This is a genomic window from Pseudomonas syringae KCTC 12500 (assembly GCF_000507185.2).
GTDB lineage: Bacteria > Pseudomonadota > Gammaproteobacteria > Pseudomonadales > Pseudomonadaceae > Aquipseudomonas > Aquipseudomonas syringae.
The window spans coordinates 2,184,862-2,200,693 of the sequence record NZ_AYTM02000002.1 but is presented as its reverse complement, the minus strand read 5'-3'; the positions used below and the strand labels follow the sequence as shown (position 1 = coordinate 2,200,693).

14 protein-coding genes and 1 pseudogene are annotated in these 15,832 nt (G+C 58.7%); 7 read left to right on the top strand and 8 right to left on the bottom strand.

All coding sequences use genetic code 11. From position 1 onward, the window contains the following. Positions 1–134 precede the first annotated feature (134 nt). Complete coding sequence (ompR, locus tag V476_RS10175; protein WP_003318889.1) at positions 135–875, top strand: osmolarity response regulator transcription factor OmpR; 741 nt, start codon at positions 135–137, stop codon at positions 873–875. Positions 876–1,037: 162 nt separating this feature from the next. Then, on the top strand, positions 1,038–2,342 hold the full coding sequence (locus tag V476_RS10170) for an ATP-binding protein (protein WP_024961498.1): 1,305 nt from the start codon (positions 1,038–1,040) through the stop codon (positions 2,340–2,342). A 253-nt stretch (positions 2,343–2,595) separates the two neighbouring features. Here the strand turns inward: V476_RS10170 and V476_RS10165 are convergent, their stop codons facing one another. The 4 genes from V476_RS10165 to V476_RS10150 form a co-directional block, all read right to left on the bottom strand. Beyond that, positions 2,596–3,063: an inhibitor of vertebrate lysozyme family protein gene (locus V476_RS10165; RefSeq protein ID WP_024961499.1), complete on the bottom strand. Its 468-nt coding sequence runs from the start codon at positions 3,061–3,063 to the stop codon at positions 2,596–2,598. 2 nt (positions 3,064–3,065) lie between these two features. After that, positions 3,066–3,230 (bottom strand): DUF1328 domain-containing protein, encoded by a 165-nt coding sequence (locus V476_RS10160; protein WP_002555679.1) that lies wholly within the window; start codon positions 3,228–3,230, stop codon positions 3,066–3,068. A 53-nt stretch (positions 3,231–3,283) separates the two neighbouring features. Then, positions 3,284–3,571 carry a hypothetical protein gene (locus tag V476_RS10155; RefSeq protein WP_003318892.1) on the bottom strand — a complete coding sequence of 96 codons (288 nt, stop codon included), beginning with the start codon at positions 3,569–3,571 and terminating at the stop codon, positions 3,284–3,286. 229 nt (positions 3,572–3,800) lie between these two features. Then, the gene (locus V476_RS10150) at positions 3,801–4,640 is read right to left on the bottom strand and encodes a BON domain-containing protein (RefSeq protein ID WP_003347445.1); all 840 of its coding nucleotides are present in this window, start codon (positions 4,638–4,640) and stop codon (positions 3,801–3,803) included. Between the two features lie 197 nt (positions 4,641–4,837). Here V476_RS10150 and algB point away from each other — a divergent pair. Further along, positions 4,838–5,293: pseudogene (algB, locus tag V476_RS10145) on the top strand (sigma-54-dependent response regulator transcription factor AlgB); the annotation flags it as partial. Positions 5,294–5,326: 33 nt separating this feature from the next. Here algB and V476_RS26970 read toward each other — a convergent pair. From V476_RS26970 to V476_RS10125, 3 genes are all read right to left on the bottom strand, one after another. Next, positions 5,327–6,702, bottom strand: a protein-coding gene (locus tag V476_RS26970) for an IS3 family transposase (RefSeq protein WP_103715870.1) whose coding sequence is annotated in 2 segments (ribosomal slippage) — positions 5,327–6,231 and positions 6,231–6,702 — 1,377 coding nt in all. Because the reading frame shifts where the segments join, the coding sequence is not laid out codon by codon here. Positions 6,703–6,907: 205 nt separating this feature from the next. Beyond that, a complete protein-coding gene (locus tag V476_RS10130) occupies positions 6,908–7,858 on the bottom strand; it encodes a homoserine kinase (RefSeq protein ID WP_003425976.1) in 951 nt (316 codons plus the stop codon). Between the two features lie 36 nt (positions 7,859–7,894). Next, positions 7,895–8,182: a DUF2782 domain-containing protein gene (locus V476_RS10125; protein WP_003318904.1), complete on the bottom strand. Its 288-nt coding sequence runs from the start codon at positions 8,180–8,182 to the stop codon at positions 7,895–7,897. 74 nt (positions 8,183–8,256) lie between these two features. Here V476_RS10125 and polA point away from each other — a divergent pair, with 74 nt between their 5' ends. Further along, positions 8,257–11,022, top strand: coding sequence for a DNA polymerase I (polA, locus tag V476_RS10120; protein WP_024961494.1), 2,766 nt, complete (start codon positions 8,257–8,259; stop codon positions 11,020–11,022). Between the two features lie 241 nt (positions 11,023–11,263). Here polA and yihA read toward each other — a convergent pair whose 3' ends face one another. Further along, the gene (yihA, locus tag V476_RS10115; protein ID WP_003341625.1) at positions 11,264–11,899 is read right to left on the bottom strand and encodes a ribosome biogenesis GTP-binding protein YihA/YsxC; all 636 of its coding nucleotides are present in this window, start codon (positions 11,897–11,899) and stop codon (positions 11,264–11,266) included. Positions 11,900–12,192: 293 nt separating this feature from the next. Between yihA and V476_RS10110 the strand changes: the two genes are divergently transcribed. Genes V476_RS10110 through V476_RS10100 form a run of 3 tightly spaced genes read left to right on the top strand, consistent with a single transcriptional unit; the run spans position 12,193 to position 15,788 of the window. Further along, positions 12,193–12,837 carry a thiol:disulfide interchange protein DsbA/DsbL gene (locus tag V476_RS10110; RefSeq protein ID WP_003425972.1) on the top strand — a complete coding sequence of 215 codons (645 nt, stop codon included), beginning with the start codon at positions 12,193–12,195 and terminating at the stop codon, positions 12,835–12,837. Positions 12,838–12,846: 9 nt separating this feature from the next. Beyond that, entirely contained in the window at positions 12,847–13,722 is an 876-nt protein-coding gene (locus V476_RS10105) for an endonuclease/exonuclease/phosphatase family protein (RefSeq protein ID WP_024961493.1), read from the top strand. Further along, on the top strand, positions 13,719–15,788 hold the full coding sequence (locus V476_RS10100) for a GGDEF domain-containing protein (protein WP_024961492.1): 2,070 nt from the start codon (positions 13,719–13,721) through the stop codon (positions 15,786–15,788). The genes V476_RS10105 and V476_RS10100 overlap by 4 nt, the downstream gene beginning before the upstream one ends. Positions 15,789–15,832 lie beyond the last annotated feature (44 nt).

The window sequence follows — 15,832 nt, the reverse complement described above, 5'->3', positions numbered from 1 at the left end:
GGCCGATAAATGGGGTGTTTTTTCGGCGAAAACGCAGGCACAAGTGTCGCCTCCAGTAAAATCTGCTAACAATGCACAAGGTGCGCATCACCGCAGCTACGCCATAATGCGCCCCGAGATCAGAGGAGCATCCGATGAGCAGCACCGCACAAAATGCCGAAGGCGAAAAAATCCTTATTGTCGATGACGATCCGGGGCTGAGCAGCCTCCTGGAACGTTTTTTCACCAGCAAGGGCTATCGTGCCCGCGCCGTGGCAAATGTGGAGCAAATGGACCGGTTACTGGCCCGTGAGGTGTTCAACCTTGTGGTGCTGGACCTGATGCTGCCCGGCGAAGACGGCCTTTCAGCCTGTCGTCGTCTGCGTGCCGCAAACAATCAGGTGCCGATTATCATGCTGACCGCCAAGGGCGATGAGCTGAGCCGCATCAAGGGGCTCGAACTGGGGGCTGACGATTATCTGGCCAAGCCGTTCAACCCGGACGAGCTGATGGCGCGGGTCAAGGCGGTGTTGCGTCGTCAGGCTGCACCGGTGCCCGGCGCCCCTGGCAGCGAAGACGAGTCGGTCAGTTTCGGTGACTACGTGCTGTCTCTGGCAACCCGCGAGCTCAAGCGCGGTGAAGAAGTGCACATGCTCACCACCGGTGAATTCGCGGTACTGAAAGCGCTGGTCATGCACGCTCGCGAGCCGCTGACCCGCGACAAACTGATGAACCTGGCGCGTGGCCGGGAGTGGGATGCGCTGGAGCGATCCATCGACGTGCAGATTTCCCGTCTGCGTCGTCTGATCGAGCCTGATCCTTCCAAGCCCCGTTATATCCAGACGGTCTGGGGCGTAGGTTATGTATTCGTTCCGGACGGCGCCGGAAGTCGCTGATAACCCGGTTGTCGGCCCAGAAATCCGTCATTGCTGCCAGTCACGTCGATAATCTTTACAGGTTTATCGACGTACTGGTTTTTTGCGTTCGTCCATCGGGTCCGGCCCGCGTTCGGCAAACCTGCGAGCCCCGCTCGCCCTGCAAAGTGTATGGCTGCAGTTATGAAGACTCCGCTCTGGTTCCCGCAAAGCTTTTTCTCCCGCACGCTCTGGCTGGTGCTCATCGTCGTGCTGTTTTCCAAGGCCCTGACGCTGGTTTATCTGCTGATGAACGAAGACGTGCTGGTCGACAGGCAATACAGCCACGGCGTTGCTCTGACCCTGCGCGCGTACTGGGCAGCCGGTGAAAACGATCGCGAGGCGATTGCCGAGGCGGCGGGTCTGATTCGGGTGGTGGGCGGTGGCGTGCCGGAAGGCGAGCAGCACTGGCCTTACAGTGAGATCTATCAGCGGCAGATGCAGGCTGAGCTGGGCGCCGATACGGAAGTGCGTCTGCGGGTACACGCGCCACCCGCGCTGTGGGTGCGAGCGCCGAGCCTGGGTGATGGCTGGCTGAAAGTGCCGCTTTATCCGCACCCGTTGCGCGGTCAGAAAATCTGGAACGTGCTGGGCTGGTTCCTGGCCATCGGGTTGCTTTCCACTGCATCTGCCTGGATTTTCGTGCGTCAACTGAGTCAGCCGCTCAAGCGTCTGGTGTTTGCGGCGCGCCAGTTGGGGCAGGGGCGCAGCGTACGCCTGCCGGTCAGCGACACGCCGAGCGAGATGACCGAAGTCTACCGGGCCTTCAATCAGATGGCTGAAGACGTCGAGCAGGCCGGGCAGGAGCGCGAGCTGATGCTGGCCGGTGTTTCCCACGACTTGCGCACACCGCTGACGCGCCTGCGCCTGTCTCTCGAACTGATGAACGACAATGAGTTCTCCGAAGGCATGGTGCGTGATATCGAGGACATGGACGCCATTCTCGATCAGTTCCTGGCGTTCATCCGCGATGGGCGCGACGAAGAGATCGAAGAGGTCGATCTGGGGCACCTGGTGCGCGATGTGGTTGCCCCCTTCAATGACGATGAAGACAGCATTCGTCTGTGCCTGGAGCCCATTCCGCCGTTCCCGCTGCGCCGCGTCTCGATGAAGCGCCTGCTGACCAATTTGATTGGCAACGCCAAGCACCACGCCGGTAACGGTATCGAAGTCGCCGCCTATGTATCCGGTGACCGAAACGCGCCTTACGTGGTGTTGAGCGTGCTGGACAGGGGCGCGGGCATCGATCCGTCCGAGCTGGACACCATCTTCAACCCGTTCATTCGTGGTGATCGCGCACGCAGTGGCAAGGGCACCGGCCTCGGCCTGGCCATCGTCAAGCGTATCGCTGCCATGCACGGCGGCAACGTCGAGTTGAGAAATCGTTCGGGGGGTGGACTGGAAGCACGCGTAAGGCTGCCACTGATGCTGCCGAGGGATGCAATTTAACAAGAGGGCGAAGCGAGAAGGGAAATATAAAGCGCCGTGCAGGGTCACAGGAAGCGTTCGAAACGTCGACGCATTCTCGTGGTCCTGCACGGCGGCTTGCCTGACCCGGCCCTTGGCGGAGGTACTCCCTGTACCCCTAGGTCACGCCGATCCACTTGATCAACGCGTCCCGGCCCCTTGGTCATGCGCGTACCTTCTCAGGCCGCACAAAGCCGAAAAGTGTCGACTCCTGAGCCGACACCTTTCTTCTGGATCAATACCAGTTAGGGTCCTTGCGCAGCTCTTCATTCAAGAGCTTTTGCATACCCTCGTCAGGCTTACCCAGGTAACGGTAAGTCGCGTGACGTGTTGGCGATTTGTCTGCAGGAAGACCGGCAGGCACTTCAACCAACATGGCATAAGCGTCTTTCTTGTCGAGGCTGAAAGCCACGATCAGGCGCTTGCTTTTGCACGTATCGGCCGTCTCGCAAAGCGGTCCAACCAGATAGTTGTCATCGTCCTCACGGGCCGCTGTCATCTGCTGCTCGGAAGCACCGGACAGGTTGATCACCCAATCCGGCAAACGCTCTTCCTTCTTGACGACCTTCGCCCAAGTGGTGCGGTACTTGGGGGCGGAGCTTAGAAGCTCATTGACCCGAGACTGCCCATCATTGGCTGCCATGACCATGGCACTGCCACCCATCAACAGGGCGGCGGCCAGTGTGCGAAATGACGTGTGCATTATCAGCCTCGACCGCGACGACCGAAGAAGAACGACACAACGAACATCACCAGGAAGACGACGAACAGGATCTTGGCGATACCAGTAGCCGTGCCCGCGATACCACCGAAGCCCAGTACTGCAGCGACGATAGCGATGATCAGAAACGTGATTGCCCAACTCAACATGGTGATACTCCTTTTGATGCCGTTTTAATAAGGGTGCTGCTTTTAAGGTCGGGTCAGAAAACCCATTTTTGCTGTGGAGCGACTTCATCTACAGAAACCAGGCCGTCGACATTACGCAGGCTTGAGGACATGTCCTTGACCGCTGGTGCACTAACACCGCGGTAGGAGGTGCTGCTGGTCTGGATGAATTGCTGTTTCGGTTGAGCTGCCTCGTTGGCTTGATTCCAACGCTGGAACTGCTGAATGGCGATCAGAGTGACGAGCAAGGCAAGGAGCAGAAAAAGACCTTGCTGAAGGTGCAGGGGAGAGATACGCAATTGTGCAATACGCTGGCTGTTCATCTGCAAAATCCCCTTGCCTGAGTGGGCATTCAATCTGATGGGTCGTTGTGGATCGACCTTTGTTGAATGAGTTATTGCAGACTGCATGCCAGTTTTTTGATCGATATAAATTTCTTTAAAATCAATGGTTTAATAAGTTTGGTGAGGGCATGTTACCAGCAAGCTGCACGATTACCCCTTTGTAATCGTGCGTTCTGCACGAAGCGCTCAGCGCGATGGCGCTGAACCCTCAGCCTGCGCTGCGTGCCATGACCTTCAGTGCGTCGCCGTTGACGCCTTTGACACCACGAATGTTTTTCGCGATTTCCACCGCCAGTTCTTTCTCGGCGAAGTTGGCGACCACGCCATTCAGGCTGACGACACCGGCCTTGGTATCCACTTTGATGTTCAGCCCATCCAGCGTGCGGCTGTAGATCAGGCTTGCCTTGACCTTGCTGGTGATCCAGGCGTCACTCATTTCCTCGGTCGGGGTCAGCGACTGTGGCTGGGTCTTGGCCGCAATCGAGTCGGCTGCGCTGAGGCTGATCAGGTTGTTGACGCTGACCACGCCATCGGTATTGCTGGCCAGGCTACCCGCCAGCTCTTTGGCTTCGGGACTCTGTGCACGGCCCTTGAGGGTGATGACGCCGTCCTTGCTGTCGACCTCGATATTCAGCGCTTCGGTCACGCTGCTCCACAGCAGCTTGGATTTCACCGTTGCGACCAGCGTTGCATCCTCGAACCGCTGAGCCATGTTGGTCCGGGTGCCAGGCTCGGTGGCGACAGCAGGATCCACCTCGAGCTGGTTGTCGACCTTTTCGATGCCTTTGGTATCCAGTGCGATGCGCTCGGCCAGCTCGCGGTCCACTTCGTTTTCAACCTTGCCCTTGAGCGTCGCAGTGCCTTGCTCGACACCCACATCGATCTTGAACGGGCTCAGATGCTTGTTCAGCGCGAAAGCTGTCCAGATCGAGCCTTCCTGACGCGCCTCGGTGAGCTGAGTAGGCAGATCAGGCTGGGCGAGTACCGGGCCGCTGCCCAGTAGCGCAGCGGCGGCGGTGATCAGAGCAATCTTTTTCAGTGAAAACATAGGAGTGTTCCTTTTGCGGTGAGATTTCGTCTCCGAATAGACGGTTTTGACGGCATAAACGCGGATTAGTCAGGCTGTTCGCCATTAGCTGATCAGAAAGCTACCATGCATGCCGAAGAATCAATCAGAATTGACCATGCAACTTGCCCGATGATTCCGAGACTAACTGAGACAATTCATTAAGGAGCGTAGGAAAAATGGAAGCAGCCACTGAGAATCAGGGCCGTATTCTGCTTGTGGACGATGAGTCCGCCATCCTCCGCACTTTCCGATACTGTCTGGAAGACGAAGGCTACAGTGTTGCCACTGCCAACAGCGCAGCCCAGGCCGACACGCTCATGCAGCGTCAAGTATTCGATCTGTGCTTTCTCGATTTGCGTCTGGGCGAAGACAATGGCCTGGACGTGCTGGCGCAGATGCGGATTCAGGCGCCGTGGATGCGTGTGGTGATCGTGACTGCTCATTCGGCGGTCGATACGGCTGTCGATGCCATTCAGGCTGGCGCAGCCGACTACCTGGTCAAGCCGTGCAGTCCTGACCAGTTGCGTCTTGCGACGGCCAAGCAGCTTGAAGTTCGACAACTGTCTGCACGTCTCGAAGCACTGGAAGGTGAGGTTCGCAAGCCCAAGGATGGTCTGGATTCCCACAGCCCTTTGGTATGACCCCCGAAGGTTGGACGATTATTTCTACGCTGCCTGAGCGGCCTGCATTCTGAACTCCACAGGGCTCAGGCCGTTAAGTTTCAGTTTGATGCGTGACTGATTGTAATACTCAATGTACTCGTCGATGCCCGCATGAAGCTCATCCAGATTGTTAAATTTGTTCAGATAGAAAAACTCGGACTTCAGCGTGCCAAAAAAACTTTCCATAGCCGCGTTGTCGTAGCAGTTGCCCTTGCGCGACATGCTGCATGTGATCGAATGCTCATTGAGTAATCGTTGGTAAACAGGCATCCGATATTGCCAGCCCTGGTCTGAGTGCAAAATAGGCTTTTCATGCGGCTCAAGCTTCTTGAACGCTCCTTCAAGCATTTCGTCCACCATGGAGTACAGCGGGCGCCTGGCGATTGCATAGGAAATGATTTCGCCGTTGTACAGATCCATGATGGGCGACAGATAGAGCTTCTGGCCTCCCACTTTGAACTCGGTGACGTCCGTGGCCCATTTTTCATTAAGGTGCTGGGCCTTGAAATCACGCTTGAGAATGTTGGGCGCAGCCTTGCCTACTTCGCCCTTGTAAGAGCGGTATTTCTTCACTCGCACCAGGCTCTTCAGGCCAAGCTGCCCCATCAGTTTCTGCACCGTCTTGTGGTTCACAAGATGGCCTGCGCGCCGCAACGCCGCCGTGATACGACGATAGCCATACCGGCCTTTATGATCGTAGAAAACTGTCTGAATCAGGTCTTTCAGCCCGGCGTACTTATCGCCCGCTTGCAGTACCTTTTGTTGATAGTAAAAAGTGCTGCGCGCCAGACCGGCAAGCTTCAGCAGGCCACCCAGAGAATGCCCCAGTCTCAGTTCGGTTACGATTTGCGCTTTTTCTGTTGCGCTATTCGTTGCTTCTTCTGAGCCAAGGCATCGAGCTTTTTTAGATAGTCGACCTCCATCCGCAGTTGCTTCACCTCGGCAAGCAACTCGTCACGCGAGCGCGATTCATCGTCGATTGAGGGGGCGTTCACAGGCGGAAGTGCAGTCGTCATCTTTCTTGGGCGTCCGGCTTTTGTGGGTGGCTTGGAGGAGGCATCAAAGGCCCCTTCTTCATAATGGCGCTGCCATAGACCGATGATGCCGAACTGACGGATATCGAACAAGGCCGCTGTCTGGCGCAGAGATAAACGCTCATCATGCATGCGCTTCAAAACAGTCAGCTTGAACTCGTCACTGTAGCGCTGGCGTTTTTTCTCTTGCAGGCCCGCTACGCCATGAATCTGATAGGCCGCAACCCACTGCCTAAGGCAGGAAAAATCCACATCGTGGCGATGCGCAACATCCCTCAAACCTGCCTTGCCAGCACAATACTCTTTCACGGCTGCGAGTTTTGCCTGCTCTGTATATTTACCCATGACGCCTCCAAAGGTTGCATCCAACCTTCGGGGGTCACACCACTCCGCGTGGGCATGCCGGTCTGGACGCTCCGCGTCCTCTTGCGACGCAGAGCGTCACCAACTGCATTCCCACGGAGCATGGGAACGATAGTCAACTGTCCAACTTTTTGGGATCAGCTCAGAGCGTTGGGACGACAATCGACTCGCGGAGACAGGTCTGGTCTCAGAGCGCAAACGGCAATGCAATGTGCGCTTCCTGGCGCTCGGCCAGGCGGCGCTCGAACTCCGCAGGATCATGAATCAGCACATCCTGCCCGGCGAAGGTTTCGGCGGCGATCAAACGTGACAGCCAGAAACGCACACAAGCGATACGCAACATAGTCGCCCAAAGCTTCGACTCCGCAGCCGTAAACGGTCGCAAGCCCGCATAGGCGCCCAGCAAGGCGCGCGCGCGGACAGCGTCGAGCTGACCGTTTTCCCGGGAACACCAATCGTTCAGGGCAATCGCCAGGTCGTACAACATCGGACCCGAGCAAGCATTGTAGAAATCGATCAACCCGGTCAGGTGCGTACCTTCGAACAGTACGTTGTCGCGGAACAGATCGGCATGCAGATTGGCGCGCGGCAGCGCCATGATCTGCGGCTTGAACGCCTCGATCTCCTGAAGGCTCTTTTCAAGCAGCGCTCGCTGAGTCTCGCCCAGGTGCGACAGAAAATTGCGCCCCTCACTCAGCATCCAGTCCAGGCCGCGATCAGTCTTGCGCTCGACGATCTGCCCACGGGTCGCCAGATGCAGGTTGGCCAGCAACTCGCCGATCTGCACGCAGTGCTGGGTGTTCGGCTCGCTGATGTGCTTGCCCGGCAGACGCGGCTGCAAAAGCGCCGGTTTGTCTGCCAGCTCGCGCAGCGCCTGACCGTCGGTGGTGCGCAGCGCATAAGGCACTGGCAGATCGGCTTCATGCAGCACGTCGAGCAGCTCGATGAAGAACGGCATCTCCTGAACCGGGCCGCGCTCGACCAGCGTCAGCACGAACTCGCCCTGCTCCAGGCTGATGAAGTAATTGGTGTTTTCACTACCGGCAGCGATGCCCTGATAGTCAAGCAGACGGCCGAGCCCGTAAGGGGCGAGAAATGTTTCCAGCTCGGGCCGAGCCAGTGGGGTAAAAACGGACATATCAGGACTGCCAACGATTGAAGTGAATGTAGGGTGCTACCAGCTGAATATTTCCCACTGCGGGATCAGCATGTCCGGTTGGTCCGAACGAATGAAATTGGGGCTTGTACCATCGGCGCGCACCAGAAAATAGGGTTTGCCGTGTTTCGGGGTGATTTTAACCGCATACAGAAAGCCGTTCTGGCGGTATTCCTGAATGGTTCTGTCACCGTCAGTGCGAATAGTAACGTCCGGCGCCGCAGAAGGTGGATCTTCTGCTGCAACAACGAACAAAGGGCAAAAGGCCAACAGCCCGGTCAATATCAGTCGATTTACCTTGCGCATGATAACCTTGTCCCTTTGTCGTCAATGGTTCGCGCATTCTAGCGCCGCCCCCGCCGAAAAGGTTGATTCTGCTCATGACCCAAGCGCCACTCGTCCTGGTAGACGGTTCCTCTTACCTCTACCGCGCCTTCCACGCACTGCCACCACTGGCCACCTCCAAAGGATTGCCGACCGGTGCCGTCAAGGGCGTGCTCAACATGCTCAAAAGCCTGCGGCGCCAGTATCCGGACAGCCCGCTCGCCGTGGTGTTCGACGCCAAGGGCGGGACGTTCCGTGATGCGCTGTATAACGATTACAAAGCCAACCGGCCGAGCATGCCGGATGATCTGCGTGTGCAGGTCGACCTGCTGCATGCCTGCGTCAAAGGTATGGGCTACCCGTTTCTGTGCGTCGAAGGCGTCGAAGCCGATGACGTGATCGGCACGCTGGCACGCAGCAGCGCGGCAGCCGATCGTCCAGTGGTGATCTCCACCGGCGACAAGGACATGGCGCAACTGGTCGACGGCCACATCACCCTGGTCAACACCATGACCGGCAGCGTGCTGGATGTGGCGGGCGTGAAAGAGAAATTCGGCGTCGGTCCGGAGCACATCATCGATTACCTGGCTTTGATGGGCGACAAGGTCGATAACATTCCCGGCGTGCCCGGCGTTGGCGAGAAGACCGCAGTCGGCCTGCTGGTCGGCATCGGCGGTGGCATCAAGGAGCTTTACGAGAACCTCGACAAGGTCGCTTCCCTGCCGATCCGTGGCGCCAAGACCCTGGCCGCCAAACTCGAAGAACATCGTGAGATGGCCTTTCTGTCTTACGAACTGGCGACCATCAAGATCGACGTACCGCTGGACATCGAGCTGGATCAATTGCATTGCGGCGAGCCCGACCGCGACACGTTGATGGAGCTGTACGCCGAGCTGGAATTCAAGAGCTGGATCGAAGACCTGCAACGCGACGCCAAACGTGCCGGCCAGGAGCTGACCGTCGAAGAGCCGACTGTTGAGGACAGGGAAGCGGCTTATGAAGTCATTCTTGAACAGGGCCAGTTCGATGCGTGGCTGAAGAAGCTGCAGGCAGCGCCGCTGTTTGCCTTCGTCACCCAGAGCAACGGCACCGATGCCCAGCGTGCGCAACTGGTCGGCCTGTCCTTCGCCATTCAGACCCACGAAGCCGCCTACATTCCGCTGACCCACTCGTACATGGGCGTGCCGCAGCAGTTGGACCGCGACACCGTGCTCAAGGCGCTCAAGCCGCTGCTGGAAGACCCGGACAAAACCAAGGTCGGCCAGCACGCCAAGTTCGCTATCAACCTGCTTGCCAATTGCGCGATCGACGGCGATCAGGCTCAAGGTATCGACCTGCAGGGCGTGCGCTTCGACACCATTCTGGAATCCTACGTACTGGACTCCACCGCCACCCGCCACGACCGCGACAGCCTGGTGGCCAAGTACCTGACGCACACGCCGATCAATTTCCAGGAGATTGCCGGCAAAGGTGCCAAACAGCTGAGCTTTGACCAGATTGCACTGGAACAGGCGGGTAATTACGCCGCCGAAGAAGCGGACCTGACCCTGCGCCTGCATGAAGTCTTCGACGCACGGCTGGCCGCGATTCCGACCCTGCAGCCGGTATTGAACGATATCGAGATGCCGCTGGTGCCTGTGCTGGCGCGTATCGAGCGCCAGGGCGCGCTGGTCGATGCCAACCTGCTGGGTATCCAGAGCGTCGAACTGGGCGACAAGATGACTGCGCTGGAGCGCGAAGCCTTCGCCATTGCCGGCGAAGAGTTCAACCTCGGCTCACCCAAGCAGCTGGGCGTAATTCTCTACGAGAAACTCGGCATGCCGATTCTCAGCAAGACCGCCACCGGTCAGGCATCGACTGCCGAGGCCGTGCTTGCCGAACTCGCGGAGCAGGATTTCCCGCTGCCCAAGGTGTTGATGCAATACCGCTCGATGAGCAAGCTCAAGAGCACCTACACCGACCGCCTGCCAGAGCAGATCAACCCGCGTACCGGGCGGATTCACACCTCCTATCATCAGGCGGTGGCCGTCACCGGTCGCTTGTCGTCCAGCGATCCGAACCTGCAGAACATCCCGATTCGTACCGCTGAAGGCCGGCGCATTCGTCAGGCGTTCGTGGCCCCGAAGGGTTACAAACTGCTGGCCGCCGACTATTCGCAGATCGAACTGCGCATCATGGCGCATCTGGCCCAGGACGAAGGCTTGCTGCACGCGTTCCGCAATGACCTGGACGTTCACCGCGCGACGGCTGCAGAGGTATTTGGCGTCGAGCTGGAAAACGTCACCACTGACATGCGTCGCAGCGCCAAGGCGATCAACTTCGGCCTGATCTACGGCATGAGCGCGTTCGGTCTGGCCAAGCAGATTGGCGTCGATCGCAAGCAGTCACAGGCGTATGTCGACCGCTACTTCGCCCGCTACCCTGGCGTGCTGAACTACATGGAGCGCACCCGCGCCCAGGCTGCCGAGCAAGGTTTTGTCGAAACCATCTTCGGTCGTCGCCTGTACCTGCCGGATATCAACGCCAAGAACCAGTCCCTGCGCAAAGGCGCGGAGCGCATGGCGATCAACGCGCCGATGCAGGGCACCGCTGCGGACATCATCAAGAAAGCCATGGTGGCGGTGAACGGCTGGCTGGACGAGTCCGGCCTGGATGCACGGGTCATCCTGCAGGTTCATGACGAACTGGTACTTGAAGTGCGCGAGGACCTGGTCGATCAGGTCAGTGAACAGATCCGTCCACACATGAGCGGCGCAGCAGAACTGGCAGTGCCGTTGCTTGTGGAAGTGGGGGTTGGCAACAATTGGGACGAGGCTCACTGAGCCTGAAATGGCGAACCTGTACGCAGGTTCGTCAAATATTGTAGGAAATGTGAACTTTTCTTCACTGCTGGAACTTAACCGTTTGGACAGGAGTCAGACGTGTCGATTGGTTGAAAAATCGATCGTGCTCCTAGTTGTGTTAAGTGTTGGCAGTTATCCAGATCCCACCCTAAGGTCTGGACCTTAAGCCCCGGAACTTCCCCCTCCCCATGCGAAGTCCGGGGTCTTTTTTGCCTGCGATTTACTCCGCAGGTGCCTTGTCTTCCAGTTCCATCCAGTCGGCCAGCACGGTGTAGGCCTCTTCCAGCCCCATGCGCTTGGGGGCCGAGAACAACTGGATGCTCACTGCATCGCCCCAGCCTTTGCGAATCTCGGCCTGAACCTTGAGCAGCGTGTTCTTGGCCGCGCCATAGGTCAGCTTGTCAGCCTTGGTCAACAGAATGTGCATCGGCATGTTGCTGGCGATGGCCCAATCCAGCATCAGTACGTCGAAGTCGGTCATTGGATGACGGATATCCATCATCAGGATCAGACCCTTCAGGCTTTCGCGGCTGCCCAAATAGGCTTCCAAGTGACGCTGCCAGTGCAGTTTGAGCGGAATGGGCACTTTGGCGTAGCCGTAACCAGGCAGGTCGACCAGACGGCGATCTTCGTCCAGACCGAAAAAGTTCAGCAACTGGGTACGCCCCGGCGTCTTCGATGTGCGCGCCAGGCTGGCGTGGGTCAGGGTGTTCAGCGCGCTCGATTTGCCCGCGTTGGAGCGACCGGCAAACGCGACCTCAAAACCTTCGTCGTCGGGGCATTGGTCGACCTTGGCGGCGCTGAGCATGAACGTGGCCTGTTGGCACAGACCGAGGATGGGGTTTTTGAGTTGCATGTGATTTCCGGTGAATACCTGCCTGCAAGGGGTGCGGCAGGAGGTGTCGGTTTCGTTTGGATCCGTGCGCATATAATGACACACCTGCCCCCCGACCCACACTCACACCGTATCGAGCCGATCTGATAGATATGCTGGAACATTCAGACATGACCTGCTTCACTCCTTGTGCAAAAAGGCCGTCCTCGGTCGCCCATTTTTACAACCTCAGCGTTACACTAACGAACTCAGGCTTTCGCGTCCGGTCGAAACACCGTCGCTTGAAGGCGATTCAATCTGCTCAGGAGTAAAGCATGCGTAATCTGATCATCAGCGCCGCTCTGGTTGCCGCCAGTCTGTTCGGTATGTCCGCCCAGGCTGCCACGCCCATCGAGGCCGGCAAGCAATACGTAGAGCTGGCAAGCGCTGTGCCTGTTGCCGAGCCAGGCAAGATCGAAGTCATCGAACTGTTCTGGTATGGCTGCCCGCATTGCTACGCGTTCGAGCCGACCATCAATCCATGGGTCGAAAAACTGCCGTCCGACGTACATTTCGTGCGTATTCCTGCCATGTTCGGCGGCCCTTGGGACGCTCACGGCCAACTGTTCATCACCCTCGACACCATGGGCGTCGAGCATAAAGTCCACGCGGCCGTATTCGAAGCCATCCAGAAAGGCGGCAAGCGTCTGACCGACAAGAATGACATGGCTGATTTCGTCGCCACTCAGGGCGTGAACAAGGACGAATTCCTGAAGACTTTCGATTCTTTCGCGGTCAAGGGCAAGATCGCCCAGTACAAGGAACTGGCCAAGAAGTATGAAGTGACCGGCGTGCCGACCATGATCGTCAATGGCAAGTACCGCTTTGACCTGGGTTCTGCCGGTGGTCCGGAAAAGACCCTGGAAGTTGCCGACCAGTTGATTGCCAAAGAGCGAGCGGCTGCCTCAGCCGCCAAGTAAGCGCACGTCATGCGCCGCTGGGGCAAAGGCAGTACCCGTATCGTTGGCCTGCATGATCCGCAGGTCAACGAACATCATCTGCTGCAAAACGGCCTGCCGGAAGACGGCAGGCTGCGTTTGCTCAGTTTCAATATCCAGGTGGGTATCAGCACCCAGCGCTACCATCATTACCTGACGCGCAGCTGGCAGCACTTGCTGCCGCATGGTGGCCGGGCTGGCAACCTGCAGAAGATCGGCGCTCTGATCAACGATTTCGATCTTGTCGCGCTGCAGGAAGTCGACGGCGGCAGCATGCGCTCCGGCTTCGTCAATCAGGTCGAGCATCTCGCCCAACTGGGCGGCTTTCCGTACTGGTATCAACAGCTCAATCGCAACCTCGGACGCCTGGCCCAGCACAGCAACGGCGTGCTGAGCCGTCTGCGTCCGACCAAGATCGAGGATCACCCGCTGCCAGGCCCCGCCGGGCGCGGCGCAATTCTTGTGCGTTTCGGCGAGGGCGAGGATGCACTGGTCGTGGTCATGATGCACCTGGCGCTGGGGACCCGAACCCGAACCCGGCAGCTTGCGTACATTCGCGAACTGATCGGCGGTTATCGCCATCAGGTGCTGATGGGCGACATGAATACCCACGCCAATGACCTGCTTGAGCACTCTCCGCTACGGGATCTGGGGCTTCTGGCCCCGCAGATAGAGGCGACCTTTCCGAGCTGGCGGCCACAACGCTGCCTCGATCACATTTTGCTCAGCCCGACCCTGACGCTCGAGCGCGTGCAGGTACTGGCGCAACCCATTTCCGATCACCTGCCTGTCGCTGTCGAGATTCGCCTGCCAGACTCATTGCGTGGGGACTCACTGCCTGTGCCCTCTGGTGGAAGCCTTGCATGAGCGACGACGCGGAGCGTTGGAAAGAGAAATACCTCAAAGGGATCGAGCAGCAGGACACACTCGAAAAGCGCTGGGATGCGCGGCTCGATTTGTTGCGACGCGGTCTGGTACGCAGCAGTCTGGCGGCTGAGGGCTCTGACCGCGCCGTCGACGAATGCATGAAGGAAATGCGCGAAATCGTCCGCAAGGACGATATGGATGCGGGCCTGGCAGCCTTGATCCCGCGCCTTGAAAAAGCCGTACTGGACTCTGAGCAACGCCGCGAAGTACGGGCCGCTCAAATCAGTTCGGCACTGACCGCACTGGTTGCACAGCTACAGTCACTACCGCTGCCACGCGAAGTACGCAGGCCGCTCAAGCGCTTTGCCAAGGAGCTTGAAGAGCGCGCCTCCCAGGCCCGTGAACTGCCCCTGCTGCTTGGCGAGTTGAGCAATTTGCAGGGCCAGGCACTTACCCAGATTGAAAAACCCGAAGAAGGCCCGCGCCAAGGGTTGCTGCAACGCCTGTTCGGTTCACGCGAAGGCCACAGCAACGAGCCCCATCCTGAAGCGGCTCACCCCGAAGACGCCCCCCCCACACCGGAATCGCATGAGCCCGAAGCCGAGCGGCAAGCAGCAAGCGCTCACGCTCCGCCAGACGCCTCTCCTGGCGAAGCCGAGGCCGTTGATTCCCCTACCGCAGCCGCCGTCGCCGCAAACAGCCCACTGCCGACGCCTGCCCCGCAAAGCGCTGCGCCTGCCGCAGTGATACCCGCTGCAGTGACGCCTGAAGAACCTGCGCCACCGACCACTGCCACGGACATTGCACCGATATCGGTAGAAGCCGTCGCCGGGCCTGCACCTGCCACCGTCGAACCCATCGATTTCGCGGATGTTCTGGCGCCAGTCCCATCAGTGCCTTACCAACAGCGGCCCGCGCCAATCGACGTGACAGTCGCAGAACCCGACGCAGAGGCCGAGCAGCAGCCCGAGTCGGCAGAGGGCGAAGAAGGTTACGCGCTGCCCTCCTCACCAGAGCCCAGTTACAGCTCGGTGGCGGCGCACATTGAACAGACTTTGCTGGGCCTGCTGGACGACCTGACCCTGTCCGAGCACTTTCGCCCGCAGGTTGAGGATATGCAGTTACGCTTGAAACATGGGCTTAACTGGTACGAGTTGCTGCCGATCCTCGACGATCTGGCGGTGTTGATGCTGGCGATCAATAACGGTGGTCAGCAGGAGTTCGGCACTTACCTCAAGCAGCTCAATGAGCGGCTCGAATCGTTTCAGAGCCATTTGCAGGCCGCCAGTGAAGATCACGCCGAGGATCAGACCACTGCGCGCGACCTGAACGACCAGTTGCGCGAACAGGTGGGCGGCCTGCAAAGCAGTGTTCAGGACGCCTCCGATCTGCCCAGCCTCAAGCGGGTGCTCGACAATCGGCTTGAGGCCCTGCTCGGCACCATGGATCACTACCAGCTCAAGCGCGATGCCCGCGAGCGCGAAGTGGCCTCGCGCCTGCAAGGTCTGGCGGCCCGCGTCGCGAGCATGGAGCAGGAAGCCCTGGGTTTCAGGACTCATCTGGAGGAACAGCGTCAAAAGGCCCTGATCGACCCGCTCACCGGACTGCCCAATCGTGCAGCCTGGGGCGAGCGACTCGAACAGGAGATGGCCAGGTGGCAGGAAGAAAAAAACAGCTTGCTGGTGTGCATTCTGGACCTGGACCATTTCAAACGCATCAACGATGGCTACGGGCACCTGGCTGGCGATAAGGTATTGAAGATCGTCGCCAATGTCCTCAGCAAACGCCTGCGCGCCGACGACTTCATGGCACGGTTTGGCGGCGAAGAATTTGTCATGCTGCTGCCCGCGACATCTCCCGCCACCGGGCTGACGCTCCTGGATGAACTGCGCGCCGCCGTCGAGTCGTGCCCTTTCCACTTCAAGGGTGAGCGAGTCACCATCACCGTCTCCATTGGACTGACGGCTTTTCGCCCGTCAGAGAAGAGCGACACCGCCATCAAACGTGCTGATCAGGCGCTTTACAAGGCCAAGGAGAACGGCCGGAACCGCATCGAACAGGGCTGACTGAAACATTTTGACCTGAACAAATAGCGGGTGCCCCATGCTAT